The sequence below is a fragment of the Enterobacter sp. DC4 genome (genome assembly GCF_000568095.1).
Classification (GTDB): Bacteria; Pseudomonadota; Gammaproteobacteria; order Enterobacterales; family Enterobacteriaceae; genus Enterobacter; species Enterobacter pseudoroggenkampii.
On record NZ_AZUB01000002.1, the window covers coordinates 174,535 to 199,571 of the forward strand.

General features: G+C 52.4%; 32 protein-coding genes and 1 pseudogene. 25 read left to right on the forward strand and 8 right to left on the reverse strand.

Annotated elements, in window-relative coordinates; all coding sequences use genetic code 11:
* Position 1: 1 nt before the first annotated feature.
* The 7 genes from P349_RS17390 (at position 2) to P349_RS17365 (ending at position 5,714) form a co-directional block, all read left to right on the forward strand.
* A complete protein-coding gene (locus P349_RS17390; protein WP_032646293.1) occupies positions 2–229 on the forward strand; it encodes a ParE family toxin-like protein in 228 nt (75 codons plus the stop codon).
* A complete protein-coding gene (locus P349_RS17385; protein WP_032646292.1) occupies positions 226–1,191 on the forward strand; it encodes a DNA adenine methylase in 966 nt (321 codons plus the stop codon). The genes P349_RS17390 and P349_RS17385 overlap by 4 nt, the downstream gene beginning before the upstream one ends.
* Positions 1,191–1,397: a hypothetical protein gene (locus P349_RS17380; RefSeq protein WP_032646291.1), complete on the forward strand. Its 207-nt coding sequence runs from the start codon at positions 1,191–1,193 to the stop codon at positions 1,395–1,397. The genes P349_RS17385 and P349_RS17380 overlap by 1 nt, the downstream gene beginning before the upstream one ends.
* Positions 1,394–1,567, forward strand: a complete 174-nt coding sequence (locus tag P349_RS26610; protein ID WP_001098742.1) for a hypothetical protein — start codon at positions 1,394–1,396, stop codon at positions 1,565–1,567. The genes P349_RS17380 and P349_RS26610 overlap by 4 nt, the downstream gene beginning before the upstream one ends.
* 7 nt (positions 1,568–1,574) lie before the next feature.
* Positions 1,575–4,205: a replication endonuclease gene (locus P349_RS17375; RefSeq protein WP_032646290.1), complete on the forward strand. Its 2,631-nt coding sequence runs from the start codon at positions 1,575–1,577 to the stop codon at positions 4,203–4,205.
* A 116-nt stretch (positions 4,206–4,321) separates the two neighbouring features.
* Complete coding sequence (locus tag P349_RS17370) at positions 4,322–5,230, forward strand: endonuclease/exonuclease/phosphatase family protein (RefSeq protein ID WP_193745655.1); 909 nt, start codon at positions 4,322–4,324, stop codon at positions 5,228–5,230.
* A gap of 1 nt (position 5,231) precedes the next feature.
* Complete coding sequence (locus P349_RS17365; RefSeq protein WP_032646288.1) at positions 5,232–5,714, forward strand: hypothetical protein; 483 nt, start codon at positions 5,232–5,234, stop codon at positions 5,712–5,714.
* A gap of 83 nt (positions 5,715–5,797) precedes the next feature.
* On the opposite strand, the gene P349_RS26245 is transcribed toward P349_RS17365, so the two are convergent.
* The 5 genes from P349_RS26245 to P349_RS17350 form a co-directional block, all read right to left on the reverse strand.
* Positions 5,798–6,007: a hypothetical protein gene (locus P349_RS26245; protein WP_152540055.1), complete on the reverse strand. Its 210-nt coding sequence runs from the start codon at positions 6,005–6,007 to the stop codon at positions 5,798–5,800.
* Positions 6,008–6,013: 6 nt separating this feature from the next.
* A complete protein-coding gene (locus tag P349_RS27010) occupies positions 6,014–6,886 on the reverse strand; it encodes a P-loop NTPase fold protein (RefSeq protein ID WP_081758197.1) in 873 nt (290 codons plus the stop codon).
* On the reverse strand, positions 6,832–7,365 hold the full coding sequence (locus tag P349_RS17360; RefSeq protein WP_032646285.1) for a P-loop NTPase fold protein: 534 nt from the start codon (positions 7,363–7,365) through the stop codon (positions 6,832–6,834). Before P349_RS17360 ends, P349_RS27010 begins: the two co-directional genes overlap by 55 nt.
* Before the next feature lie 451 nt (positions 7,366–7,816).
* Positions 7,817–8,869, reverse strand: coding sequence for a phage portal protein (locus P349_RS17355; protein WP_032646284.1), 1,053 nt, complete (start codon positions 8,867–8,869; stop codon positions 7,817–7,819).
* A gap of 2 nt (positions 8,870–8,871) precedes the next feature.
* Complete coding sequence (locus tag P349_RS17350) at positions 8,872–10,593, reverse strand: terminase large subunit domain-containing protein (RefSeq protein ID WP_008500365.1); 1,722 nt, start codon at positions 10,591–10,593, stop codon at positions 8,872–8,874.
* A gap of 160 nt (positions 10,594–10,753) precedes the next feature.
* On the opposite strand from P349_RS17350, the gene P349_RS17345 reads away from it, so the two are divergent.
* The 18 genes and pseudogenes from P349_RS17345 to P349_RS26615 form a co-directional block, all read left to right on the forward strand.
* Entirely contained in the window at positions 10,754–11,587 is an 834-nt protein-coding gene (locus P349_RS17345; protein WP_032646283.1) for a GPO family capsid scaffolding protein, read from the forward strand.
* A gap of 23 nt (positions 11,588–11,610) precedes the next feature.
* Positions 11,611–12,660: a phage major capsid protein, P2 family gene (locus tag P349_RS17340; RefSeq protein ID WP_000430111.1), complete on the forward strand. Its 1,050-nt coding sequence runs from the start codon at positions 11,611–11,613 to the stop codon at positions 12,658–12,660.
* A 46-nt stretch (positions 12,661–12,706) separates the two neighbouring features.
* Positions 12,707–13,570 (forward strand): phage terminase small subunit, encoded by an 864-nt coding sequence (gpM, locus tag P349_RS17335; RefSeq protein ID WP_032646825.1) that lies wholly within the window; start codon positions 12,707–12,709, stop codon positions 13,568–13,570.
* Positions 13,571–13,673: 103 nt separating this feature from the next.
* On the forward strand, positions 13,674–14,171 hold the full coding sequence (locus tag P349_RS17330) for a head completion/stabilization protein (RefSeq protein ID WP_023305074.1): 498 nt from the start codon (positions 13,674–13,676) through the stop codon (positions 14,169–14,171).
* Positions 14,171–14,371, forward strand: a complete 201-nt coding sequence (locus tag P349_RS17325) for a tail protein X (protein ID WP_032646281.1) — start codon at positions 14,171–14,173, stop codon at positions 14,369–14,371. The genes P349_RS17330 and P349_RS17325 overlap by 1 nt, the downstream gene beginning before the upstream one ends.
* The gene (locus tag P349_RS17320) at positions 14,362–14,643 is read left to right on the forward strand and encodes a hypothetical protein (RefSeq protein ID WP_000420349.1); all 282 of its coding nucleotides are present in this window, start codon (positions 14,362–14,364) and stop codon (positions 14,641–14,643) included. The genes P349_RS17325 and P349_RS17320 overlap by 10 nt, the downstream gene beginning before the upstream one ends.
* Positions 14,640–15,191, forward strand: a complete 552-nt coding sequence (locus P349_RS17315) for a lysozyme (protein ID WP_032646280.1) — start codon at positions 14,640–14,642, stop codon at positions 15,189–15,191. The genes P349_RS17320 and P349_RS17315 overlap by 4 nt, the downstream gene beginning before the upstream one ends.
* Positions 15,188–15,583, forward strand: a complete 396-nt coding sequence (locus P349_RS25965; protein WP_032646279.1) for a hypothetical protein — start codon at positions 15,188–15,190, stop codon at positions 15,581–15,583. The genes P349_RS17315 and P349_RS25965 overlap by 4 nt, the downstream gene beginning before the upstream one ends.
* Positions 15,537–15,728: an Rz1-like lysis system protein LysC gene (gene lysC, locus P349_RS27015; RefSeq protein WP_000586620.1), complete on the forward strand. Its 192-nt coding sequence runs from the start codon at positions 15,537–15,539 to the stop codon at positions 15,726–15,728. The genes P349_RS25965 and lysC overlap by 47 nt, the downstream gene beginning before the upstream one ends.
* Complete coding sequence (locus P349_RS17305; RefSeq protein WP_032646275.1) at positions 15,725–16,174, forward strand: phage tail protein; 450 nt, start codon at positions 15,725–15,727, stop codon at positions 16,172–16,174. The genes lysC and P349_RS17305 overlap by 4 nt, the downstream gene beginning before the upstream one ends.
* Positions 16,171–16,812, forward strand: coding sequence for a phage virion morphogenesis protein (locus P349_RS17300; RefSeq protein WP_032646274.1), 642 nt, complete (start codon positions 16,171–16,173; stop codon positions 16,810–16,812). The genes P349_RS17305 and P349_RS17300 overlap by 4 nt, the downstream gene beginning before the upstream one ends.
* A complete protein-coding gene (locus P349_RS17295) occupies positions 16,812–17,396 on the forward strand; it encodes a phage baseplate assembly protein V (protein ID WP_032646273.1) in 585 nt (194 codons plus the stop codon). Before P349_RS17300 ends, P349_RS17295 begins: the two co-directional genes overlap by 1 nt.
* Positions 17,393–17,761, forward strand: coding sequence for a GPW/gp25 family protein (locus tag P349_RS17290; RefSeq protein WP_010835080.1), 369 nt, complete (start codon positions 17,393–17,395; stop codon positions 17,759–17,761). The genes P349_RS17295 and P349_RS17290 overlap by 4 nt, the downstream gene beginning before the upstream one ends.
* Complete coding sequence (locus P349_RS17285; RefSeq protein ID WP_032646272.1) at positions 17,748–18,644, forward strand: baseplate assembly protein; 897 nt, start codon at positions 17,748–17,750, stop codon at positions 18,642–18,644. Before P349_RS17290 ends, P349_RS17285 begins: the two co-directional genes overlap by 14 nt.
* Positions 18,637–19,251 (forward strand): phage tail protein I, encoded by a 615-nt coding sequence (locus P349_RS17280; RefSeq protein WP_032646271.1) that lies wholly within the window; start codon positions 18,637–18,639, stop codon positions 19,249–19,251. The genes P349_RS17285 and P349_RS17280 overlap by 8 nt, the downstream gene beginning before the upstream one ends.
* The gene (locus P349_RS26755) at positions 19,241–20,911 is read left to right on the forward strand and encodes a phage tail-collar fiber domain-containing protein (RefSeq protein WP_238550716.1); all 1,671 of its coding nucleotides are present in this window, start codon (positions 19,241–19,243) and stop codon (positions 20,909–20,911) included. Before P349_RS17280 ends, P349_RS26755 begins: the two co-directional genes overlap by 11 nt.
* A 1-nt stretch (position 20,912) precedes the next feature.
* Complete coding sequence (locus tag P349_RS17275; RefSeq protein ID WP_032646270.1) at positions 20,913–21,332, forward strand: tail fiber assembly protein; 420 nt, start codon at positions 20,913–20,915, stop codon at positions 21,330–21,332.
* Between the two features lie 204 nt (positions 21,333–21,536).
* Positions 21,537–21,659 (forward strand): annotated as a pseudogene (locus P349_RS26615) (helix-turn-helix domain-containing protein); the annotation flags it as partial.
* A gap of 7 nt (positions 21,660–21,666) precedes the next feature.
* On the opposite strand, the gene P349_RS17270 reads toward P349_RS26615, so the two are convergent.
* Genes P349_RS17270 through P349_RS25250 form a run of 3 tightly spaced genes read right to left on the reverse strand, consistent with a single transcriptional unit; the run spans position 21,667 to position 25,021 of the window.
* Positions 21,667–22,155 carry a phage tail protein gene (locus tag P349_RS17270; RefSeq protein ID WP_023307196.1) on the reverse strand — a complete coding sequence of 163 codons (489 nt, stop codon included), beginning with the start codon at positions 22,153–22,155 and terminating at the stop codon, positions 21,667–21,669.
* A 9-nt stretch (positions 22,156–22,164) separates the two neighbouring features.
* Positions 22,165–24,888, reverse strand: a complete 2,724-nt coding sequence (locus tag P349_RS17265; RefSeq protein ID WP_050597480.1) for a phage tail tape measure protein — start codon at positions 24,886–24,888, stop codon at positions 22,165–22,167.
* The gene (locus P349_RS25250) at positions 24,878–25,021 is read right to left on the reverse strand and encodes a GpE family phage tail protein (RefSeq protein WP_039268621.1); all 144 of its coding nucleotides are present in this window, start codon (positions 25,019–25,021) and stop codon (positions 24,878–24,880) included. Before P349_RS25250 ends, P349_RS17265 begins: the two co-directional genes overlap by 11 nt.
* Between the last annotated feature and the right edge of the window lie 16 nt (positions 25,022–25,037).

Below are 25,037 nucleotides of genomic sequence, written 5' to 3' on the forward strand. Positions count from 1 at the left end.
CATGCATACGCGTCTTTCAGTCGTTTGCAGCGCGCCATTGCCTGTATGCACCAGGGCGATTGCCGCCCTGAAATGTTTTTCACGTGGTCAGCGCAACTTCACCCGCATCAAGCCGCACGCCTATCTCGTGATACGTATTGGCCGCCGCTGGCGCTTGCTTAGCAAGAACGGCGGCGCTCAGTGGCGACTCATGACCCATGAAACCTACAACCAGGAGTTTCGCAAATGATCAGATCGCCAATTAAATGGGCGGGAGGAAAAACCCGCGTTATGCCGCAGTTGCTTAAGCATTTGCCGAAAGCGGATTGTCTGATTGAGCCGTTTGTGGGTAGTGGAACTGTGTTTATGAACACGGATTACCGCCGCTACGTTCTCTGCGACAGCAATATCGCGCTGATTAATTTTTTCCGACAATTAACCGGCCGCAAAGAAGACGCTATTGCCGCCTGCCGCTGGGCTTTCAAAGGCGGAAACAGTGCGGAGGAATACTACAGACGGCGCACAGAGTTCAATTCACTGGCCCGCCAGGCTGACTCCGATCCGGACGCAGCAATGCTTTATGCCGCGTATTTCCTGTATCTGAATCGCCATGGCTATAACGGTCTGTATCGCGTTAACCAGAAGGGTGAATTCAACGTTCCATTCGGTAAGTATGCCGAACCTTACTTTCCTGAAGCGGAAATGCGCTTATTCGCCGAAAAGGCCAGCGACACAAAAGCGGTCTTTATCCATAGTGATTTCCGCCAATCTATCCCTGACGTTATGCAACTCGCGCATGACGCGGTGATTTATTGTGACCCACCCTATATCCCTGCGAGCGACACCGCCAATTTCACCGCATACGGCAAACCCTTTACCCTAGATGATCATCGCGCTCTGGTAGCGGCTCTTGTGGCTGTTGACCGTCAGTACGCCACCCGCTCGATCATCTCAAACAGCGACACGCCTGATACCCGCGAAATTTATTCCGCCTTCAACCTTCACTCCCTGAGTGTCCGCCGCTCTGTGAGCGCCAAAAGCCGCGATATGGCTGGCGAGGTTATTGGCGTTCTTCGCGTGTGTGATGGCTGCGATCGTGCTGGCGGTGGTTGCTGTCCGGATTGTGGGCCGGTAATGGGGAATGCGACTTACGGCGAGATGTTTTTAGGCTTCGACCCTGCCAAGGGCTGTGAAACGCAGGAGCCTTTCTGATGACCATTAAAAAGACTCATACGGGCATCGTTATTACCAAAGACGGCCCGCAGCGCAAGAAGCTGCACCAGACGGAATCCATGTGGGTAGTCGGCAAAACAGAGTGCTACCGGAAAGACACCGGCAAACGTCACTTTGCCGAACATATCCGCCGTCGATTGCTGCTTGACTCAATCGAAGAGATTCGGGAGGTCGCCACCCGATGAACACAGTTGATGCAGTGATCACTCGCGTGCTCGACGTTCGCCCATACCGCCATTTCTGGATCGTTGAGGTGGAGGTATTGAGCTGGGGCAGGTACAGCCGTACGACCATTATCCGTGATACCGAAAAAGATGCTCGCCAGGTTCAGCCCGGTGACACAGTGACGGTTTAGGTGGTGTATGTCAGGTCTCACCGCCTTAGCATGGGAATGGAATACCAAACGGCAGGCCATCAACCCCCATAAAACCGAAAGTTCAGCCATTGAGTATCTGACACCGAAAGGCGAGCGCAGGGCGCTCGCTTATGGTGATCTGGTTGATACGGTCTACCGCGCACCATTGCGCCCGCGCGAGGGCGATGCGCGTGAGGCATTTGATCGAAATGGCCGCGCTAACTACCTCCGCCGCCGGGTGCAAACGCTCCCGGCGTTTATCCGTAAGCGATTCTCGCAGCACCTTGAAAACCTCGAACGCAGCAAACCAAAAGACGTCGTGCGTTGGCTGTTCGGTACGTTTGAGCGTCATGTCTTACGCCGTGTTGATGCGGTTAACGCGCAATACCTCCCACAAAGTACGCTCCCGGCGCTTCTTCTTCCGCTGCGTGATGAATTTCACCTGCTGCCGTGGGCGGACAAAAAGCGTCTGAAAAGACTGGCGTATAAGCTTGCGAACTTGATGAAAAGCGAGTTTATGCGCGAGTTTGATTTTCAGTATGAGCAAACATCCGATCTCGAGTTTTCGTCGATTTACGCGTACGGGGCTATAGCGAGCAAAGCGGCGACGCTCAATATCGCGATCCCCGGATGGGCGCGTTATTGCGACGAAGAACTGGACGCCGACGAGGCGCTGCGTGCCGCTGGCAGACTTCATTCCGAAAAATGGTGGCTTAACAAAATCCGCCGCATCCATGACTGCTGGCGCGAACATCTAATGATCGCGACCGGCTACGTCAGCAAAGTGGCTTCACCATATTGCTCTGATCCCTGCTTCAGGGAATGGGTGGCGCAGAAAAAAGCGAACTTCGAATTCCTTCAGGCGATGGAGCTGGAAGACCAGGACACCGGCGAGCGCAGCTCATTACTGGATAAGGTGATGGGTAGTGTTTCCAACCCGAAGATCGCGCGGCATGAGCTGATGGTGCGCATGCGCGGGTTTGAGGATATGGCGAATGAAATGGGGCTGGTTGGCATGTTCTACACGCTGACAGCGCCGTCGCGTTACCACTCAACGCATGTCCAGTCAGGCAGACGAAACGATAAGTACCAGCACACCAGCCCGCGACAGACGCAAAAATACCTTTGCAAAGTCTGGGCGCGCGTCAGAGCCAAATGGAGTCGTGAAGGTATCCGCACGTTTGGTTTTCGTGTTGCAGAGCCACACCACGATGGAACCCCTCACTGGCACCTGCTGCTCTTCCTCCGTCCTGAGGAGGTGGAGTATGCAACAGCCATTTTCCGTAAGCATGCCATGAGAGAAGACGGGCAGGAGCCGGGGGCACAGGAGCACCGCTTTACCGTTAAGCCAATCGACGAGCAATTTGGCTCGGCGACGGGCTACATCGCCAAATACATTTCCAAAAATATCGATGGATACGGCATGGATGGTGAGCTTGATCTTGAGTCAGGCCAGCCAGTCAGGGATATGGCAAAGCGCGTGCGTGCCTGGGCTTCACGATGGAATATCCGCCAGTTTCAGCAGATTGGCGGCGCGCCGGTGACCACCTGGCGGGAGCTGCGCCGGTTAGGTGACCGTGAGCTGGTATTGCATCCGGAGCTGGAAGCGGCACGCGCCGCAGCCGATGCGCCAGACTGGCCGGGATATACCAACGCTCAGGGCGGGCCATTTGTCGCGCGCGATTGCCTGCGCGTTCGGCTTAACTATGAATTCACCGAAAACGGCAATGATTATGGTGACACGGTCGCCAAAATTACTGGCGTTTATTGCCCTTATACGGGCAGCGAATCAGTCATTTTCACCCGTACCACCGCTTACAAGATTGTGCCGAAGCGTAAGCCGTCGTCGGTCGAGATTTTGACCTTAGAAGGCCGCGCAGCGGCCCCTCGGAGTTCTGTCAATAACTGTACGGGGCGCTCCGGAACGGACGAAAAACCACCATTAAAAGTGGTGGTGCCAGATGGTACAGCACCGTCAAAACCGACGATACATGCCGGTATTGATCACCCCGACAGTGAAATGACAGAACTTCCGTTGAATATCGAAGATTTGCGCCGATATTCACGCCAGCAGCGGCAGGAAATCACCAGCAGACTGAAAAACTTTAGCCGCGAAAGCTCAGATCAAGCCTTCGAGCGTACCGCGCGTGGCCTGCGCACGTCTGTTGATGATGAAACTGCGTTGACGTGGGGGCCAAAAGTGGCCGCTGCGAAAGATATGAGTCTGACACCGGAAGAGGCAGAACAGCGTTGGCGCGAACAGTTGTGGACCGAAGCGGAGCGGCGTGCAGATAACTATGCCGCCGCAGTTGCGGAATACCAGAAGAAAAAAGCCGAAGCGGCACTGCGGCAGGTACAGAAAAAAGAGGCAACGAAACAAGGCGGAGTCAGCCAAGAAACCATCGCCAGCATTGGCTCGCAGTTGCGTAGTTGCAGAATTTTCGTCAGTGATGGTGTTGTGAGGTCGATAGCTGAAGGTGCCCGCGTTCGCAAAGGTAGCGGGTTACTAGCGATGATCAACGGCAAGTTGCGAGAAGTAAAGGCATGGCGCGCGGGGGAGCAAGGTAAAAAAACGTCAGAGTATAGAGCAGTGAGTGACCTGATCACTCGATGGAAGAGAGTTTTGAAGCGGAAATAGAAGACGCTCAAAAAGGGCGCTAGTACATATTCTACTATTGACGTCCATTTGTAACCTTCTTAGAGTGTACCCTTGAGATGTACGGTGTCTCTATTTTTCTCAGGGGATTTATGAGAATGGAATTAAAAAGTAAGAAAAAAATCACCTTCGCATGGTGGAACACAAGTATGTCACCGTACTCAAAAGAAAATATGGCTAGTGATGAACATAAAGATTATGTATCTCTAACATTGTTGCGTCTAATAAAATCTAAAGATGTGGATGTTCTATGTCTATGTGAGGTCTCTGATGATGATGTACTTTTGATTTACAAGTACGTATCTCTACTTGGCTTCTCTATGTATGATGGAACGATAAAGGATGGAAGAAAGAAATTCGATTTATGTGTTTTTTATAAATCTGATATTCTTGAGTTAACTAATTCAGAGATAATTAGTAAGCCGTATGTGGAAAATAAAATATATGCCGGGCAGGAAATAGATTTTAGAATAAAAGAAACAGGTGAGCCAATTACACTGTATTTGGTTCATTGGTCTAGTCGTTTGTATGATCCAGAAGATTCTGCAAAAAAACATTTCGTAGCTGTTGCTCTCAGGGATGCTGTCCTTTCCAGTATTGAACAAAGGAATATAAAAAATGTTATTATACTTGGGGACTTTAACGAGGAGCCGTTTAATAAAAGTTTGACAGATATATTATGTGCCTCAAGGGATATAAACCTAGTAAAGAAATCACCAAGGCTTTTGTATAATCCTTTTTGGCGACATTTAATAAATGGAAGAATGTTCCCTGAACATGAGGAGTTCGAAGGGTGCGGGACATATTACTATAAAGGAGACGAAATTCATCGTTGGCGAACGTTTGATCAGATGATATTTTCTTCAAGCTTTGTGAGGGATGGCAATTGGTTTCTTGATGAGGCTAATACGGAGGTTTTTTATGATGAGACGTTTATTAAATTTATTTATAGCTCAAAGTCGAAATTTGATCATCTACCAGTAGTTTCATCTATAGAGAGGCGTTAATATGAAGGATTTTAAGGATTCTTTACTTGCGGGAATCGCTGCTGCACAAAAAGCTGAAAATAATAGAAATGAGATTCGTTCAATATTTTGCAGCGTAGATGAACAAATTAAAGATATCAGCGATCATAAGGCTAGTCTCGGGCTTACTCGCCTTTATAGAAAAGATGAAAGTTATGCAACCCAGGCGTTTATAGCTTTGTCACAGCAATTGAATTTAGGACATAAGCGGGAGGAGTATACTGCAATCGCGATATTTGATGTTGAAGGTAAAAACGGAATAGAGATTGCAGAGTGGTCAGAGGATGACTCTGGGTATCCTTGTTCGATAAGATATAATGGCGAAAAGGTATTTTGTTCAAACAAGCAGGAGCTTGAGCAAGCTTTATCTAACCTTCTGATGGAAGTGAAAACAGGCGAGGCTATTCTGACGCAAATTAATGCGCACGATAAAAAAAACAAATCTCAAGATGCAGATCCTGTGTAAGTGGTTCATTTTTTGTGACAATTTTCGAAACGACAATTGTTTCATAACGTTGAGGTCTGTGAGAGTTGCACAAAAAAGAACAATTAATGAAACAACATTTCTCCCATGCCTACCCAGCGTTGGCGAGGTCTAGACAGCCAGCATAAAAAGAGGGCGATTTTCGCGCCACCGAACTTCGCTCCTGCTTCGTTTTCGGTTTGTTGTGTGATTTGTGGCAAAAGAAAAGCCCCTTCAAGCGGGCTGCTGAGGGGCTTATGTGCGATGTGGTTGGTTGTTGCCGTGCTTGTTGCCATAGAAGATTATCGACTAACAGTAAAACCCTCTAACTTTTCGGACATTGTTTCGAACCATTTAACTCGTCTTCCTGTCATACCTGTCATGAATGCGTAACGTTCCCTCATCTCAGCTTTCGAAAGCTGTTCATCTGTTGAACGATGATAGTTTAACAACATTAAAATATAATGAATTTCAGCGGTGCTCATTATGCTTGTTGATATTGAGAGTCGGGCTAAGATATCTTCTAGGGTTATACTTTTACGACCGATTTCGATTAGCAGAGATTGGTCGAATACTTTTATGAAAGCAATCAATCCAAAAGCAACTAAATATATATCGTGTCTATAGAAGTTGATTTCCTGTGGCTCAGTCATAACAGCAAAAGTTGAATAGCAACGCTCTGCTTCACGTAACGAACAGTTATTTGCTTCTAGAAGGTATGCTAGAGTTTTTACGAGAGATCCATTGCCTGTAAGTAAATTATTTCCTTTATCTAGAGTTAAAAGATATTGTGTTAGCGTTGAACGCTCATACCCTTCTTGACATCCATCAGAAAAAATGCTTTTCTTTGGTAGAGTAAACCAGTAATGAATGAACTTATTGAGGTATAGTCGTGCATTAATATTCCCATACCTGCATTCAATACTCTTTTCAAATTGTTCGCGATTAACAACCAGAAGGAAAACGAAACCTTCAACAGAGAAAATATGTTTTATCTTCTCTAGTAGGTCAAGGGCGAAGTCTGGGCGTGCTCTATCTAGTTCATCTATTATAAATATAACTTTTTTATCACTTTTTGTGTGAATTTTAGTTAATAACTCTCTGAATTGTTCAATTGTGGCTAATTCACTTTCGCTTTTTTTATTTTTTCCTCTATATATTCTTCTATAGGTGATGAGATGGCGTCATTTATAGCATCATTAGCTTTTTCTAAAGTGCTTCCAGAAACCAGTCCACTTGTGAGAGTGCTTACAGCAAATTTAGCACCATTAAGCGCAAAAGAGGCCCCTAATTTTTTACCGATTGCTAATAACTCTTGGCCAAGATTTTTTAGCTTCCCTTCATCTTTTTTTATGAGTGAATAAATTTTTGATGTTAGGGAAACGAAAGGATCTGATTGATAGTCATTTTCAAAAGCATCAAAATATATCACATCGAATTTATCTGAGGCGTTATTAATTATTTCTGAGGACATCATTTTCACAAACGAAGTTTTTCCATTACCCCATTCGTCATTAAGAGCGAGGACTAAACTTTTATCTGGAGCATTTGTCACTACTCTCATGATTGTGTCATGTAGCTTTTTTCGACCAAAAATGTCATCGCATTCACTAAAACCATCTGAGAACTTCTTCACAGGTGCGGTCAATCGCATTTTTTATTACCCTCATTTAGCCAAGAGACAACTACATCATAGCGATTAGAAATATAAAACTTCAACAGACAAAGAGCCGCAAAGTTGTGCACAAATTTGCACAATTTTTGAAACAGCGTTTTTTCCATGCCGTCCCAGTGCTGGCGGGGCTTGGGAGGCCTGCACAAAGTGCACAAAAAGAGGTCGGTTTAGCGCGCAGGCGAGGCGGGGGAGCAAGCGCGCGCAAAGGGGGTCAGGCAGGGGGGCATATCCTTCGCCATTCGCCGCCTGCTGGGCGCTCATGTTGATGGTTGAACGAAGCGGCAGCGCGAGAGAAGTCGCGCCAGAAGCCCGCAGGCTGCGTCTGGTAGGGGGAGTGATTTATTTGTGTTTCGTGAGTGGCCGATATGGCCGGAAATGATGGTGCTGCGGGTTGTACCGCACCGCCAGAAATGACGATGCGGCCAGGAGATCACTTCGTGGGCTCAAGCAATGCGTAAGGGTTGAAGCGAATCACCTCCTCACCCAGCCAGTCGTTAACATGCTTCATGGCCTCCATGCAGGGTGTCAGCTCGTTGACGGCGAACACGCGGGCCGCTTTCTCAATATCACCGAATGAACCGTTCCCTTCCGGAATGGCGCCCATCAGTTGCGGCGGTACCCGGTGCGCTGCCAGCATGTCATCGCGGGTGGAAGACTTCACCCCCACAAACTCATCCTTAGCCGATATCTGGCTGAATGGCAGTATTTGCACGGAGTCTTTGCCGCCGTTAGGTGCGTGCAGAAGGATGTTCTTAAACGCACCGCCGCGCCGGGTGTCCGTCAGCGTCTTTTTGAGCTTATCAAGGCTCTCCTGGTCGGCCATCGCGCTGTTAACGTAGACGATGCAGCCAGCGTGTGAGCCGTTGTCGTAGTAGAGCTTTCTGAACTTGTCAGCAGAATGGGACAGGTTTGCAGACAGCAGGCCAGCGAAATACTCAGGCATGCCGTATATTTCCTGGTGAATATCCGGGCTGAGAACGTGACATACCGAACCCGTTGAAAACATGTGATCCTGTAGCCCGGCCTGAATAAACCAGTAAGTGTCCAGGTCAGAACCACGGCGTGTGTATTTCGCCAGCGAGTGACGAAAGCCAAAGGAACCACCAAGCCGGTTTTTTCGCATCTCAAGATAGCCATTCCCGAAGACAAACCAGTCCAGCGCGAAGGCGGAGAACACCTGGCGGGAAAGAAGTTTGTGCGGGATAAAGCATCCGGCAAGGACGTTGCGCTTGAAATAAAGCGCCGACTGGTGCCAGCTCGCATAGCCAAACTGACGGGCGAGGCCATACCAGTCAATGGGGGTTTCGTAGTATCGCCCGTTGTCTGCGCAATACATGTTATCAAGCAGGTCGCTGGCACCACTCACCGGCCATGGGCCGTCGAAGGTGAATGAGTTCAGCTCCGGTGACGCTTTCAGTGAGGCGGCGAGATCTGCCTGCTCCCTGGCATACTTCCTGCCGCGTGTGGGTCTTTGTTTGCTCAAGGTTAATACTCCGTAACTGTCATACTGCTGCCGCCTTCTTGTCCCAGCGGTTCGTTAATGGTGGCAAGCATCGTCGCCCATGCGAGATCGCCATGACTGACGCCGCGAGAGCGGTCCGTGTCGTAAGTGACAACGCCGCCAGGGGTAACGATCTTGCGGACAGAGTTGAATGCACCAACCAGGTCAAGTTCACCACGGTCAAACTCCCAGCGCCCGCCACGAATCAGCTGTTGCATCTTCAGCACGAGCATTCGCTTGCTGGACGGTGAGAACTGGTAACAAACCGCTGCCGGGAAATGCTTTTTAACCAGCTGATAAACCGCTTCACCAATACCGGTGCCATCGATCCCAATGTGCTGCACGTTGTACCGGGTGAGCATGCCGATAATGAGATTGGCCTGCTCTTCGAACTCCATCCCTCGTATGCGTAGTGTCTCAATCGTGCGGAACTTGCCGCCGGGCACCATCGGCACAGCGTTAACGGATATGGCTCCACTGTCCCCCTTGCCGCTGGCGCCGTTCGGGTCGTAGCCAATCCAGACGGGACGATCAGCCATGGGGCGGGCCGCATATGGCCGCCAGTCGGGCCAGTCGTCATAACCATCAGCGCCGCATGCCAGTAGCCTGTTATAGTCAAAGGCGCTTTCACCGCTTTTGATGAACTGGCATCCGTACAGGTTGTCGTATTCCTCCGGGCTGTTCTCTTCCCGGATTTCGTCGATATCAGTCAGATCCCATCCATGGTCGATAGCATCCTGCAACGTGACAATCTGCCTCCAGATCTTGTCCGGGCACATCAGGCCGCTGTTAAGTGTTTTCCAGGATGTATCAAACTCAATGCGCTTGCCATGGCTGCGACCTTTGTTAAATGCTTCACCTGTCCAGAATGGATAAGCCTCATGGCTTTCGGCTGAAGGGGTGGAGAAATAGGTACGCGTTAGGCCTTTTAGCGTTGCCATGGCGCCCGCGACTTTTTTCAGGTTGGCAAACTGGCCTACCCAAAAGAATTCGTCGAAATACAGGTTGCCCGTGTATGACTGAGCGGTAGCCGCTGACGTGCCAAGAAAATGCAGCTCGGCGCCGTTGAACAGCTGGATCATGTCGCCGCCCTTGAGCTCCACGTCAACTTCTTCGGCGGCCGAGCGAATGAAACTACGAAACTGGTACGCCTGGCGGCGGCTTGCCGATAAAAAGATTTGGTTGCGCTGATGCTTGTATTTCACATCCTCAGACAGGGCGCGCACCAGAGCTTCACGTGCGAAATACCACGTCGCGCCAACCTGACGGCTTTTCAGGATCATGCGGTTGCGCCAGTGGTGATTGTCATACCACCCTTTCTGGTGCCAGTGCAGAGAGCCGAGAATGTTCTCCCGCAGCGCGGCAATCTGCGACTCTGAGAAATAGTTTTGCTTTTTGCGGATCTTTTTCTTCGGCTGGGTGGCTGCTGTGCCGTTATCCAGCTTTTTCAGCTGACGGGTGAGCAGGTCAATCTCTTTGAAATCACCGCCGGTCTTTTTGTCTTTGCCAGTGAGCTGAATTAGCCTGGCATCAATGGATGTTGTCACGCGCTGGATCGGCGGTGTGGCGTCCCATTCATCTCGCTTTTTCCATGAGTAAACCGTGTTCTGGTTGATCCCCATCAGGCGTGCGATCTCTGCTGGCGGGTAGCCCTGCCAGTAAAGCTGTCGTGCACGCTGCATGATGAATGCTTCTTCAATCGCCATTAATCCTCCTCGCTTCCTGCCGGGGAGATTAACCCGCGCGCGCGTACCCTTGCGCTCGCTTTAGGTTGTAGTGCTCCGCTCACAACAACAACGCGTTGAGGGGGGATGCGTCCCCCTGCCATCATCTCCGGGAACTCAGAAAACAAGCGAGTAAACGAACATGGCAGGCACAGCAAAACCACGTAAGAAGTTTCGCGTGGCCGTCTCCGGAAATACCGTTGACGGGCGCGAAATTCAACCGCAGCACCTTCGCGATGCGGCAGCAAATTACAACCCAGAGGTGTATGGCGCGCGGGTCAACATTGAGCACTATCTCTCTATGTTCCCGAACAGCGATTTTGGGGCGATGGGGGATGTGGTAGCCCTCAGCACTGAAGACATCACCGAAGGTGCACTGGCGGGGCGCACCGCGCTTTATGCCGAAATCGAACCATCCGAGCGCATGGTGCAGATGACCGACAAAGGGCAAAAAGTCTATTCCAGTATTGAGCTGCATCCGCAGTTTGCCCTCAACGGCAAAGCCTATGTTGTCGGGTTGGCAATGACCGATACCCCGGCGAGCCTGGGCACTGAGCGTCTTAAATTTGCCTCACAGCAGCGTGCATCGGTGATGGCCTTCAATAACCAGCAGGGTGAGGCGCCGATGTTCACCGAAGCGCTTGAAGCAGAGGTGATCGAGCTGACCGCCCAGCGCAGCGATGAAGGTGCCAGGTGGTTTAATCGCGTGATGAGCATTATTGGAAAAGGTCAGAAAACGGACGATCAGCGCTTCAGTCAGATGCATCAGGTCGTTGAGGCCGTGGCTCAATCGCAATCCGAGCAAATTGATCGCTTCAGTGCCGCAGAGCAGGAGCGCCAGGAGGATAAGGCCGCTATCCAGAAGCTGACCACTGAGCTTGCGGAGCTGCGCCAGAAGCTGGGGAGCACTGAAGCTTCCTTCAGTCAGCGACCACCTGCGAACGGCGGCGCCAACGCGCAGCTGGCTGATTACTGATATCCACTACGAGAGCAGAGAACATGGAAAACAATACCCGCCAGCTGTTTGATCAGTACATTGCGCGCCAGGCGCAGTTAAACGGCGTATCGACTGCGGCAGTCGCTGCGAAATTTGCGGTAGACCCGGCGCGTCAGCAGCGCCTGGAGCAGGCCGCACAGGAGAGTGATTCTTTCCTGAGCAAAATTAACGTGTTTGGCGTTAATCAGCAGATTGGTCAGAAAGTGCTGATTGGCAGCAAAGGCCCGATGGCTGGCGTTAACAACAGCACCACCAACCGTCGTAATCCAGGGGCTAACCATTCAATGGAGCCGTTTGATTACATGTGCCGCAAGGTCAACTACGACTACGGGATCAGCTATGAACAGCTTGATGCCTGGGCGCACATGCCGGAATTCCAGCCTCTAATCAGCAAGGCGATGGCTCGCCAGATGTCACTTGACCGCATCATGATCGGTTTCAACGGCACCAAATACAGCGATCCATCAGACCGCGCGGCTAACCCGCTGTTGCAGGACTGTGGCATTGGCTGGCTGGAGAAAATCCGTACTGAAGCCTCACACCGCGTGATTTCCGGCGTCACGATCACCTCCCGTGATGAAGATAACAAGGTTATTGCGAAAGGGACTTACGGCAACCTGGGCGCGGCGGTGTACGACGCCAAAAACAGCCTGATGGATGAATGGCACAAACGTAATCCTGACAACGTGGTGATCCTGGCGGGCGACCTGTTGACCACCGGCAACTTCCCGGCGATTAACGCCATGAGCCAGACCAACCCGAACACCGAAATGCTGGCCGGTCAGCTGATTGTTGCGCAGGAACGTGTCGGCAACATGCCGACCTTCATCGCGCCGTACTTCCCGGTCAATGGCGTACTGATCACGCCATTTAAAAACCTGTCCGTGTACTACCAGCGCGGTGGACTGCGCCGGACGATCAAGGAAGAGCCGGAATACAACCGTATTGCGACCTATCAGTCATCGAATGATGACTTTGTGATCGAGGACTACGGCAACGTCGCATTTATTGACGGCATTACCTTTGCCGAGGCGCCGGCAGGCGGCGCATAACCGCACACTGGCGGGCTTCGGCCCGCCGTTCATCGGGGAAGAAACAATGCTGACACCGGCACAACGACATTTTCAACGCGTCATGGCTGAACGCCATGGCAAGGCAGATGATCTATCAGAAACGGCGCGTACTGCGCACGAGCAAATTCTGCACCGCATGCGTATGGATATGAGTGCGCTGAAGAAAATTCAGGGCGAACAGGCAAAAGCCGCGCTTAAACGCCAGCTGCTACCCAATTACGAGGGGTGGATTGAAGGGACGCTGGAGGGAGACAGCGGGCGACAGGATGAAGTGATCACACGCCTGATGATTTGGGCGATTGATATTCGGGAGTATCCGCTGGCCGTGCGCATCGGGCGGTATGTCATCGCGCACAACCTGGCAATGCCAGACCGGTTTAACCGCACGGCTGCGACAGCTCTGGTCGATGAGATTTGCGATCCCATCTTAGTGCAGGTCAAGGCGGATGACAGCACTGATGTTAAGCCATATCTGGCGGTGCTCGATGAGGTCCAGGAGATCACTGAAAACAGCGATATGCCTGATGTCGTCCGGGCCAAGCTGTATAAAGCCCGGGCTTTTGCATTGTGCAACGGCACTGCGGATGAACAGGCGACTGCGCTGGAGCTGTTGCGCCGCGCGCTGAATCTCGACTCTGGCGCCGGGGTGAAAAAGCTGATCGATAAGCTTGCCAGGCAGGTAAAAAAAGCCTCTGCGGAAAATGCATCAGGCGGTGAGGGGGCAGACCAGAGCGGGGACGAAGGGGGCAATAATCAGGCTGCAGCAACGCCGGAAGTGACGGTGCCAGCTGCCAAAAAGCCAGCCACCAAAAACAACCCTGGCAGCGCAACACGTAAAACGGTGGCCCGCAAAAAAACGACGAAAAAGCCCACCGCCGATAAAAAATAACCGACTTGCGCCCCGTGCGCTGGCGGCGTGGGCGGAGATCTGCAACGCATCGCGTTAGCTTTTCTCCGTCCGCTCACCGCCAACCTTTTCTGGAGACTACACGATGAGCCTTGTGGCCCCTCGCACAGTTACCTCCTCTGCGGAGGATGTGCCGGACGTGGATGACGGCGGAGAGAAAGTCACCGCCGGGGAGTTCTGGCCCGAGATAGTGCTGAGCAACGTCCGTAAGGAGATGCGGATCACCGGTGCGGTTACCACTTCGCGTTTAAAGCAGGTGGTCATTGAAGCCGTAGCCCACACAGCTGACCAGCTGAAGCAATGGCAGGCTGAACAGATTGGGGCCGGATATGCCAGTTTGGCCGCCGTACCGGCCATGGTGATTAACGACGAGAGCGTAAAGGTATATCGCTGGCGCCGCGCAGTTTACAGCATCTCGCGTGCCCTGCTGATCGAGACTTTCCGCGATGTTGACACCACGGGCGACGCGGGCGAGAAGCGCGCCGCCGCACTCGCAACCCAGGCGAATGATCACTGGCGTGATGCGCGCTGGGCTATCTCGGATATTCAGGGCGTGGTCCGTAACTCTGCGGAGGCGTTCTGATGAAAGTGAAGGCATTGCAGGGCGATACAGTGGAATTGTTGTGCCAGCGTCACTACGGCATCACCCAGGGCGTGACCGAGATCGTACTGGCTGCGAATCATTCGCTGGCCGGTCAGATCTTCCTTGATGCAGGGCAGGAAGTTGAACTGCCTGACGTCGACACCTCTGCGACAAAGGAGACTGTTCAATTATGGAGCTGATAAACCGCCTCTGGAACTGGACGGTGTACCTCTGGTCGATGCTGCTGACGGGCGTCGGCATGATGACGCAGAAGGACTGGCTGGCTTTCATTGCTGCGCTCACCGGGATCGTGGTTGCCGTGCTGGGTGAGCTCCATCGCCGCCGGATGTCCCGCATCCATGAAACCAATAATGTTCTGCTGAATGAATTGATCGATGCGATTCGGGACGATACCGAGAACCGGCAGGACGTGAAGGAGTTAATTCGGACTATCAGGGAGTCACCGCGATGAAAAGAGGAATTATTGCCTGTTCTGTTGCGGCGATTGCCTCTCTCGCAGCGGCACTCTGGCCGCAGACGCTGCGTACAAGTCCTGAAGCGCAGCTGAAGATGGCGAAATACGAGGATTGCCGAAAGACGCCGTATTACTGCCCGGCAGGTGTGCTGACCGTAGGCATGGGGTCGACCAGCAACGTGCAGAACCGCGAATACGCCGAGCGCGAGATCGCCGAGCGATGGGTGAATGACCTGTTTCGTGCTGAGAAATGCGTAAACCGCGAATTTAATGGCACAGCTGCACCACAACGTGTTTTCGAAGCGCTGACTGACGGCGTATTTAATGTCGGTTGTGGTGGTCTTGGCTGGTACACCAACAAAAAGGGCCAGAAGGTCAGAACAACAATCTGGCGCAATGCGCAGGATGGCAACTGGCAGGGCGTTTGCGAGCGACTCACAGACTTTGTCAACTCCGGCGGAAATCGTCTGCCGGGGCTGGTAAAGCGCCGGGAAGAGTTTCGGGACTGGTGCCTCTCAGAGCCTGAACTGAAGGGGACGAAATGAAAGCGCTGGGTGTTTTTACCGTTTTTATTTCCCTTCTGCTGGTCATCGCAGGTGTCAGGCTGACGCTGGAGAGCAGTAAGCGAGAGGCTGCAGAGACGGCCCTTGGAGAAGCCAACCAGAAGCTTAAGCAAACCGGTGATGTGCTGGCCGAGGTCAGGGCGTTACGTAACGACGTGAACGAAGTGGCCGCTGGTCTGAAAACACTGACTCAGAAGCGTAGCGATACAGGGGAAAAGCGCCGTGAAAATATCAAAACTGAGCTGGCCGGTGATAAATGCGCCGCTGTGCCTGTGCCTGACCGTGTGGCTGACAGCCTGTACCAGCGAGCCGCCGAAGTCAGCGCCGGTGATTATTCAGGAACCTTTACCGGAAAGCCTGACGGCAAAAACTGAAACGCCAGCACCGCCAAAACCAATGACATACGGGAGCCTCGCTCCGTGGTCCGATGCGCTGCTGGATGCGCTGGACACATGCAACGCCGATAAGGCGGGTATCAGAGAGCTGGAACTGCGGCGAATCGCCAGGGGGATAAAGTGAAAAAAGCAGAGTTGATGCGTGAAGCCCTGATAGCCGGTAACACCTGGTGTAAGGCCAACCCGGAGCAAATCACCGTCTGGGTGGAAAAAGGCAATATAGGGATTGAAGCGACCGGCGAACCGTCTTTCATGTACCTCTACACCATCAATATTCTCGCCGTGGAATTCCCAGGGGCGGTTGATGACCTGATGCTGCCGATCATGGCCTGGGCCTGGCAATATCAGCCTGATTTACTGCTGAATCCTGACAATAACCGCAAGGTGGAGTTTGACGCTGACATTATCAGCGACGACCTGGCCGATCTTCTGTTCAAGGTGCCGGTCTGGGAGCGCGTCATGGTGGAAACCGTTGACGGGAAGCCCGTCGCGAAGCACCTGAGCGAAGACCGCCCGCGCATCTATGGCGGTGAGTGGGAAGTGGTATTTGGCGGAGGAGAGCTGGCATGACCGATGATGCCGCGCTGTTTCATCAACTCGATCAGGTTTTTGCAGACATCCTGTCTGCAATGGCACCAGCACGCCGGTTGCGTACAGCGCGCGGAATAGCGACTGCCCTACGTCGAAGTCAGAGCCAGCGCATCGGTAAGCAGACGGATCCGGATGGTACGAAATACCCGAAGCGCCGCCGTCGCGTACTGAAGTCACGCGCTGAGATCGGCTTTATCTGGGAAGGGGAAGAGCGCCATCTGCGCAACTGGCGGGCAACCCGTGGAAGTCGCGGGCGTATGCTGACCGGATTTGATGAAGGGAAAGGTGCCGTGCGTTCGTTCTATCGTGCGGATATTGAGCGTTACCTTGAACTCAACGCCAGCGAGACGCGCCGCGATACCACGAAAAGCGATCCTATGTTTCGCCGACTGCGCACAGCTCGCTTTCTGAAAGCAAGCGCCACTTCTGAGGGGGCTGTAGTTGGTTTTTCTGGTGCAGTTGCCCGCATTGCCCGCGTTCACCAGTACGGACTGCGGGACCGGGTAAACGACAGTGGCGCGATGGCAAGCTATCCGCGCCGTGAGTTGCTCGGCCTGAGCAAGGCGGACCGCATGGCTATTGCCAGGCAGGTCATTGATTCTCTGGGGGTGAGCTGATGGATCTGGCTGAAGTCATTCGCCTGCTGGAAAACATCGTTCGCACCGGTACGGTGACGGAGATTGACGAGGAAAAGTGGCGGGTAAGGGTAAAAAGCGGAGAACTGGATTCCACCTGGCTGCGCTGGAATGCACAGCGTGCAGGCGCTTTCAGCTTCTGGGTGCCGCCGTCTGTTGGCGAGCAGGTATGGTTCCTGTGCCTTGGGGGTAACACTACCGCTGCGATCATCGGGGGAAGTCTTTACAGCAACGACAATCCGGCGCCAGGCATATCGGCAAAAGAAATGATCGTGACCGCGCCGGATGGCGCGAAGTTTCGCTATAGCGCAGAAGCAGGGGCTTTGCAGGTCAGCGGTATTAAATCAGCAACGGTTGAGGCGTCGGTTAAGGTCTTGCTGAAAACGCCGCTGGTCGAGTGTACCGAGATGCTGAAAACCAAAAATTTCACCGTTACGGAAGGCGGCAAAATGCAGGGGGACTTTACGCATACTGGCGGTGCTTTCATCTCAAACGGTGTCCAGGTTGATGATCATGGTCATGGTGCCGTGCAGCGTGGCGGAAGCTGGACGGAGGGCACGAAGTGACGGTGCGCTATACCGGGATGAATCCTGATGGCACGGGAACGCTGACGGATGCCGCCCACGTGTGGCAGTCAGCCAGTGACATTCTTAACACCCCGATTGGATCGCGGGTCATGCGCCGTGACTACGGCTCTCTCGTTCCTGATCTGATTGATGGTCCGCAAAACGACGTTACACGCATGCAGCTGATGAGCGCAGTGGTTATTGCGCTGGCGACATGGGAACCGCGGATCACGCTGAGCATCGTGGATGTGCGTTATTCGCAGTCCGGAGCAGTGGAGGCGGGATTGTCAGGGGCTCTGACGGAATCTATGGAACAGCAGACGACAACCTTAACACTCAGGAAAAGCAGCAATGGCAACAGTTGATTTGGCGCAGCTACCGCCGCCGCAAATTATTGAGGCGCTGGATTTTGAAGTGATTCTGGCGGATGTCAAAGCCGTCATGATCGCGGCTTTCCCTGATGAACAACAGGCTTCTGTTGCCGCTGCGTTAAAACTTGAGTCTGAACCCCTGACCATACTGGCGCAGGTAATTGCCTACCGGGAATTAATGCTGCGCCAGCGAATCAATGAGGGTGCTGCGGCCTGCATGTTGAGCCATTCCGTCTCCACCGATCTTGATAACCTTGCGGGAAACCTGAACACCGAGCGCCTGGTTCGCATTCCGGCTACCGAAACCACCGATGCAGAGATGGAAAGCGATACCGCACTGCGTCTGCGTGCGCAATCCGCTTTTGAAGGGTTGAGCGTTGCTGGCCCTACCGGGGCATACGAATATTTTGCGAAGAGTGCCAGCGGTAAAGTTGCAGATGCCAGGGCAACCAGCCCCTCACCCGCTGTTGTCGTCGTGTCCATTCTGTCTACCGAAGGGGATGGCACGGCGAGCGACGAGCTGATCGCAACAGTAAACGACACGCTCTCAGCGGATGATAAGCGGCCTGTCGCCGACCGGCTAACCGTCCAGTCAGCGGAGATTGTGAATTATGAAATTGACGCTCTGCTTTATCTCTATCCGGGGCCGGAATCTGAGCCGATCCTGAGTGCGGCAGATGATGCACTGCGGACATGGCTGGGAGCGCAGGGGAAAATCGGTCGCGATGTTGCGCGTTCGGCAATTATGGCCGCTCTGCATGTGCAGGGGGTGCAGCGCGTAGTCTTGCTGAACCCTCAGGAAGACATTGTGATCGATGATACCCAGGCGGCACGGTGTATTTCGCACACCATCGGCGTAGGAGGAACGGATGAATAACAGCCTCCTGCCGCCTTCGGCCAGCACTTTCATGCGGAATGCGGAGAAACCGGCGGCGCGGATCAGCAGTATTCCTGTCGACCTTCGAAAACTCTGGAATCCGGATGAATGCCCCGTGGAGTTTTTACCCTATCTGGCCTGGGCGCTGTCTGTTGATCGCTGGGATAAGCGCTGGTCTGAACAGACCAAGAGGCAGGTAATAAAAGCCTCCTGGCTTGTCCATCGCCACAAAGGCACGATTTCAGCGCTGAGGCGCGTTGTTGAACCTTTCGGCTATTTGCTGAGGGTGATTGAGTGGTGGCAGAACGGCGAGGAGCCAGGCACTTTCCGGCTTGAAATCGGCATTCAGGATGGGGGGATCACCGAGGAAACTTATCGGGAGCTTGAGCGCCTGATCGACGATGCGAAACCGAGAAGCCGTCATCTCACTGGCCTTTCACTTTCGCTTCAGTCGCAGGGTTATATCGAGATAGGGGCGGGGTGTTACGTGGGCGATACGCTGACGGTATATCCCTATTTTCCTGAAACTATCGCTGTGGGTGGCAATGACTACACCGGCGCAGCAATCCATTTAATTGATACCGTGGAGATCGCAAGTGGCGACTAAATATCTTGCCCTGTTAACCAATATCGGGGCGGCAAAGCTGGCAAAAGCCACGGCGTTGGGTACGAAAGTTGAGATTACCCAGATGGCCGTTGGTGATGGCAATGGTGTACTGCCTACACCGAATCCGGCACAGACTGCCCTCGTACATGAGTTGCGCCGCGCCCCTCTGAATATGCTGACGGTGGACCCGGAGTACGCCAGCCAGATCATTGCAGAACAGGTTATACCGGAAGACGTCGGCGGGTGGTGGATTCGTGAGATCGGTCTTTTCGATAAAGATGGTGATATGGTGGCGATTGCCAATTGCGCTGAAACCTATAAGCCTCAGTTGCAGGAGGGGAGCGGGCGCGTTCAGGTTATTCGCGTGATCCTGATTGTCAGTAGCACCGAAGCCGTTACATTGAAGATTGATCCGGCTGTTGTACTGGCAACACGCCAGTATGTTGACAGTCAGCTGCGCGCGCATGAGCAGTCACGTAATCACCCGGATGCGTCAACGACAGAGAAAGGGTTTGTGCAGCTCAGCAGCAGTGTGACCAGTGACAGCGAATCGCAGGCGGCAACACCGAAGGCCGTTAAAATTGCGATGGATAACGGGAGCGCACGGCTGGCAAAAGATCGCAACCTGTCGGACTTACCCAATACCGCATTAGCACGGCAGAATTTAGAGCTGGGTGACAGCTCGACGCGAAATGTCGGAACAACGGCCGGAACGGTAGCCTCGGGGGATGATGCTCGAATTACCGGGGCGATGCAGAAAAGCCAAAACGGTGCGGATATTCCTGACGTGGCGAAGTTTCTCCAAAACCTTGGTTTAAACGAAACCCTGAACCCATCAAAGCGTATCAGTATTGGTACATTAGGTGCAGGCTTATTTGATGGTTCGAAACCTGCGATCAATATCGGGGATTCAGATAGTGGTTTTATCTTTGAGTCAGACGGCGTAATTGGCATTTACGCAAACAATCAAAAAATTGCTGAATTAACAAATACTGGCATTAAGTCTATCGGCTACATGACCATTTTATCAGGAGCTTTAATTCTTGATAATGATACCTATTTTTTACGGCACTCTTCAGAGGATAACGCAGGGTTTTCAGGGAATAATATTGAACTCGCCTCATGGAATGGTATCGGCTTTCCATGCACGTATGATCAGATTACACGCATCTATCTTAATACCCGCACCGGGGTAATTGGATTAACAGGGGACTTAAAGGCAGGTGGTAATGTCTATAGTGGTTCCAATGCCTGGCTAGACCAGACCGGAAATCTTTTTGGTAGTGCATGGGGGGCAGGCGTTAGCCTGAAACAGTACATTGCAAGCCAGATCGCAAACCAAAAGTCATACATTGATAATGGGTTCAACAAAAAAAATACAGCAAGTCTCGCTGTGAATGGTTGGCATAAAGATGAGAGCACCGGGATTATTACTCAATGGGGGGCTGGAAACACAACAACCAACGGCGCTAATGTGACGTACCCTATACCGTTCCCGAATGCATGCACGTCAATCGCCGCAAATGAAAGAAATAATAACATTACCCCAGTGATTATTAACTTTTCTGGAGTTGGGAAAACTGGTTTTACAGTGCAGGCATGGAATAACAATGCCACAAGGGTTGATTCTTCCATCAGTTGGGTTGCAACAGGATACTAATATGTACGCATATTCAAACGGTTTTTTTTACCCATTATCAATGCAGGATGATTATGAGGCCGCTAAATCTTGGCCCGATTCATTTGTTGAGGTCAGCGAAGAAGTATATCTTAAATTCACGGCCAACCCACCCCAGGGGAAAATGCGAGGTACTGATGTCGAAGGAATGCCTTGCTGGGTAGATGTACCTCCACCAACCAAGGAAGAGCTTATACAGGCCCTCCAAATTGAGCGCCAGCAACTCCTTACTCAAGCAGATGATGTAATGCGTGACTGGAGAACTGAGCTGATGCTCGATGAAATCAGCGAAACAGACAAGTCAAAATTATCAGCCTGGATGGCTTATAAGAATGAGGTTAAGTCGGTTGATGTGCTAACAGCCCCTGATAAGGTTGTCTGGCCTGCCTCTCCAGAGGTTTAAACCATCCGGGTTTTGCTGTATACGCGCATCAGCAATGCCCGATATTTTTCCATCTAAGAAACATCGTCTTTCGTTGCCTCCTCCCCGCCTCAGTTAGAAGCGAACGTTTTCCGGAAGACATGGTTACTTCTGACGGTGCGGTACCTAACCTGCAGTACAGCCAGAAATAACGATGCTCGATACAATGCGAGGGGCTATGGCATCCAGGCGGGAAGACTGATCGCCGCAGGGGAGAAAAGACAGCGGGTGGCTATTATTTTTGATGTCGGAATGTCGACGCTTTATAAAATGTTCCCTTCAGCAAGAAGGGAACATGAAGGGGCTTAAGGCATCACTAAAACAGACCGTTGAGCGAGTCTTTCACCTGGTTTATCGCATTATTTGCACTCGTCTTTAACCCGGCAAGGGCATCGCTGACGGTCGAGCTTTGCAGCTTCTCCCTGTAATCCGCATCGACACGGCTCAGGCTGAGGGTAAATTCGATTTTTTTTGGATTCCCAAATCGGTCGAACTCGGACTTGCCCCGCTCCAGACGTGTTAAAACGTACATTCCATAAATACGCCCCGTACCCTCAATAAGGGGCCATGGGCGCCCTGCGTAGCCAATAGTTTCAAGGGCTGACAGCGAGAGATTTCCACCGGTGATTTCCGGGTAAAGGACGCCTGACAGCGTTATATTGTCATCACCAGCGCCAATGTACTGCCAGCCAGCTGACTGGTTAACTCGCTCGTTTTTTACGTGCCTCCACTCCTGCGAGTGCTGGAGTTGCTGGTAAGGGGTGGTGCGAAGCATAAAAACGAACATTCCAAAAACCATCATCATAATCGTCACCTAATCTCTGTCGCGGAAAGAACCACGGTTAATTCTGCCGGTGCTGGCCATTGCATCACGCAAAACATTGCGCATCATTCTTTCCAGCTCCTGATCCGTGCGCTTACCAACATCGTTAAAGATAATGTTAAAAATTGGGGCGCCGCCGGTCGGAGCGGTACCGGGAGCTGTTACCGGGGCCTGTGTGGCTGCTGTCGCTGAAATAATGCCGCCAGCTGCGGGCGTTGCCACTCGCGGTACTGATTGCGGTGTAACGCGCGCTTCCTGATATGCGCCACGCAAAGCCAGAGCACGCGGCAGGTTTTTGAAAATAATGTCACCCGGCCCGACTTTCTTGGTGTTGTCAGCGGTTGCTTTTGTATTGTCTGCGATGCTTTGCAGGCGTCGTTGCGTACCGGTATTTCCTGATAGCGGCGAGGCCGCAGGTGGTGCGCCAGTAGCAACTGGCGACTCTGCTTTTTTGGGGGACCAGTTCCATTCCTTCTGGACCATTTTCTTTTGCTGTGGGTCCCACTCCCATGAAACTGGTTTTTTGGGCGCGAGATCGTTGACTTTGGCTCTCGCAGCGTCAATTCCAGATGGAATTAAACCCAGCTTTTCCAGCAAAAGGCTGACTCCTTCAGTCAGCAGTCGCAGGGGGGTAAAGAGTAAATTCAATGCGGCACCGAGCACCTCACCAAATGTTTTCCCGGCACTGGCGCATTTGTCCAGCGCATCACGAGAAAAGTCTATAGGGGTGAATAACTGGCTAAACCAGCTCCATAACTTAGATACGCCGACGCCAATTGCATCAAACAATGGGATTAAAAACGAAAACGACTGAATCAGTGGTGACAGACCCAGACTGATACCAGTAAACAGACCAGAGAAAAACGCCTTGATAGGCTCCCAGAATCGCAATATAAGCAGGCCAGCGGCAACAAATGCCGCAACAATCAGGCCTGGGACGCCGAGTAACGAGGCGAGAATGACCCGTAACCCTGAGAACGCAACGCTAAGCGTTGATACGCAGCTGGTCGCCGTGATCGATGATATGCCAATCATTCTTAAGGCCAGTCGGAGCTTCGCCAGCGGACCGAGAATGAAGCTCGCTGTGAAACTTGCGATACCAAGAGCGCCGACAAATACCATGATTGCGCCGCCAATCAGGATAAATGTCTGTGTCAGAAGGGGGGTTTCTTTAACCCAGGCGCTGGCGGCCGTAATTAAATCACTGAGCCCCTGAGTGAGAGAGCGTAGTGGGCCATCGGTTGTTTCCTCAACCTGAATGCGGAAACCCTCCCATGCGCTGTCCAGGTTTTTCAGATCACCGCTGAGGTTGTCAGCCATGACCTTCGCTGCCTTCTGAGCTTCACCCTGAGAGCCGCGCAAATCGGCAAGGAGTTTTTGTAGCTCACCGCTACCAGCCGATCTAACCAGCGCCTGAAATGACTTTGCTGCTTCCTCACCTGCTATGTCTTTGAAGAATGACAGCTGGTCTGTGTCACCGTACTTTTTGATAGATTTATAAATATCAGATAAGACCACTTCGGCCGGTCGCATTTTTCCGGTGGCATCGGCAACAGAAACGCCCAATTCTTTCAGGGCTGCCTGAGCTTTGCCTGTTGGCGCGGCCAGGCGCGAGAAGGTGGTTTGCAGTCCCGTACCTGCAATACTGCCGCGCAGGCCAACGTTCGCCATTACACCGATCATGGCGGTTGTGCGTTCAACATCAACGCCAAGACCGGCCATCCCGGTTCCTGCGTACTTCATCGCCTCACCGATGTTCATTAAATCGGTGTTGGTACGGGTAAATGCTGCGGTCAAAACATCACTGACCCGATCCATTTCCTTTGGATCGAGACGGAACTGCGAAAGAATGTTGGAGCTGATGTCGGCACTTTCACCAAGATCCATGCCACCGGCCAGCGCCATATTCAGAACGCCGGGCAATGCCGCCTGAATAGCTTCTGGGGTAAAGCCAGCCATTGCAAGAAACGCCTGACCGCTGGCTGCATCGCGTGAGGTGAATGCGGTTTCTGCACCGAGTTTTTTAGCCTGCGCGCGCAGATCTCCCATCTGGGAAGAGTCTTTATTAAGGCGGGTTAAGGCCTGGACGCGTGACATTTCCTCGTCGAAACCAATCGCAGGCGCCAGGAATGATCCGCCAGCGTAGCCCGCAGCAGCGGTGCCGAGCATCATCCCCATGCCTGCCCCGCGAAGCTTGCCAGCAGTTTCTTTAGCTCGATCATACCCGGCCTGTGCTTTTTGGGTAGCTGCCAGCTGGCGATGTTCGCGCTCAAGTGTCTGGTTGTATTGCTCCGTACGCCTGATGGCACTCTGAATGGCGCCGCTGCCGGTGGTGAGGTTAACCCCATGCTGGCGCACTGCCTGCGCAGCTGTGCGCAGCTGCGTCGTTTGCCTGCTGTAGGTTTCAGTCAGCCGGGAAAGTTTGGTGCGAAGTGACTCAAGTCGCGCCGTCTGGGCTTCAGTAAGCTGGCCGCCTTCGCGTTGTTTCTGGTTGAGACCGTCAAAGGCCCGCTGGGTGCTTTTCAGCTTCTGCGCAGTGTCATTGGCTTGCGAGCGCAGCTTATCAAATGACGTTGCGCTTTTTTCCAGGTCTCTGATGGAAGACTGTGTTTTTTTGAGGGAGTCAGAAAGGCCGCCAATGGCTTTACTGGCGGCGCTGACCGGGCGGGTGAGCTTGTCAATTGCACTGAACGCAACGCGAATACTAAGATCCATCGTCGTCATCCTCCTTCTCATGGTTACCGCTTCTGATGGCCGCCCGTTCGCGCCAGGCCATCAGCTCGCGCAACTCCATGCTGTGCATTTCGGAGGGCGGCCAGTGAAATATCACAGCGATGTCGGCGATCAGATCGTCGACATCGCTG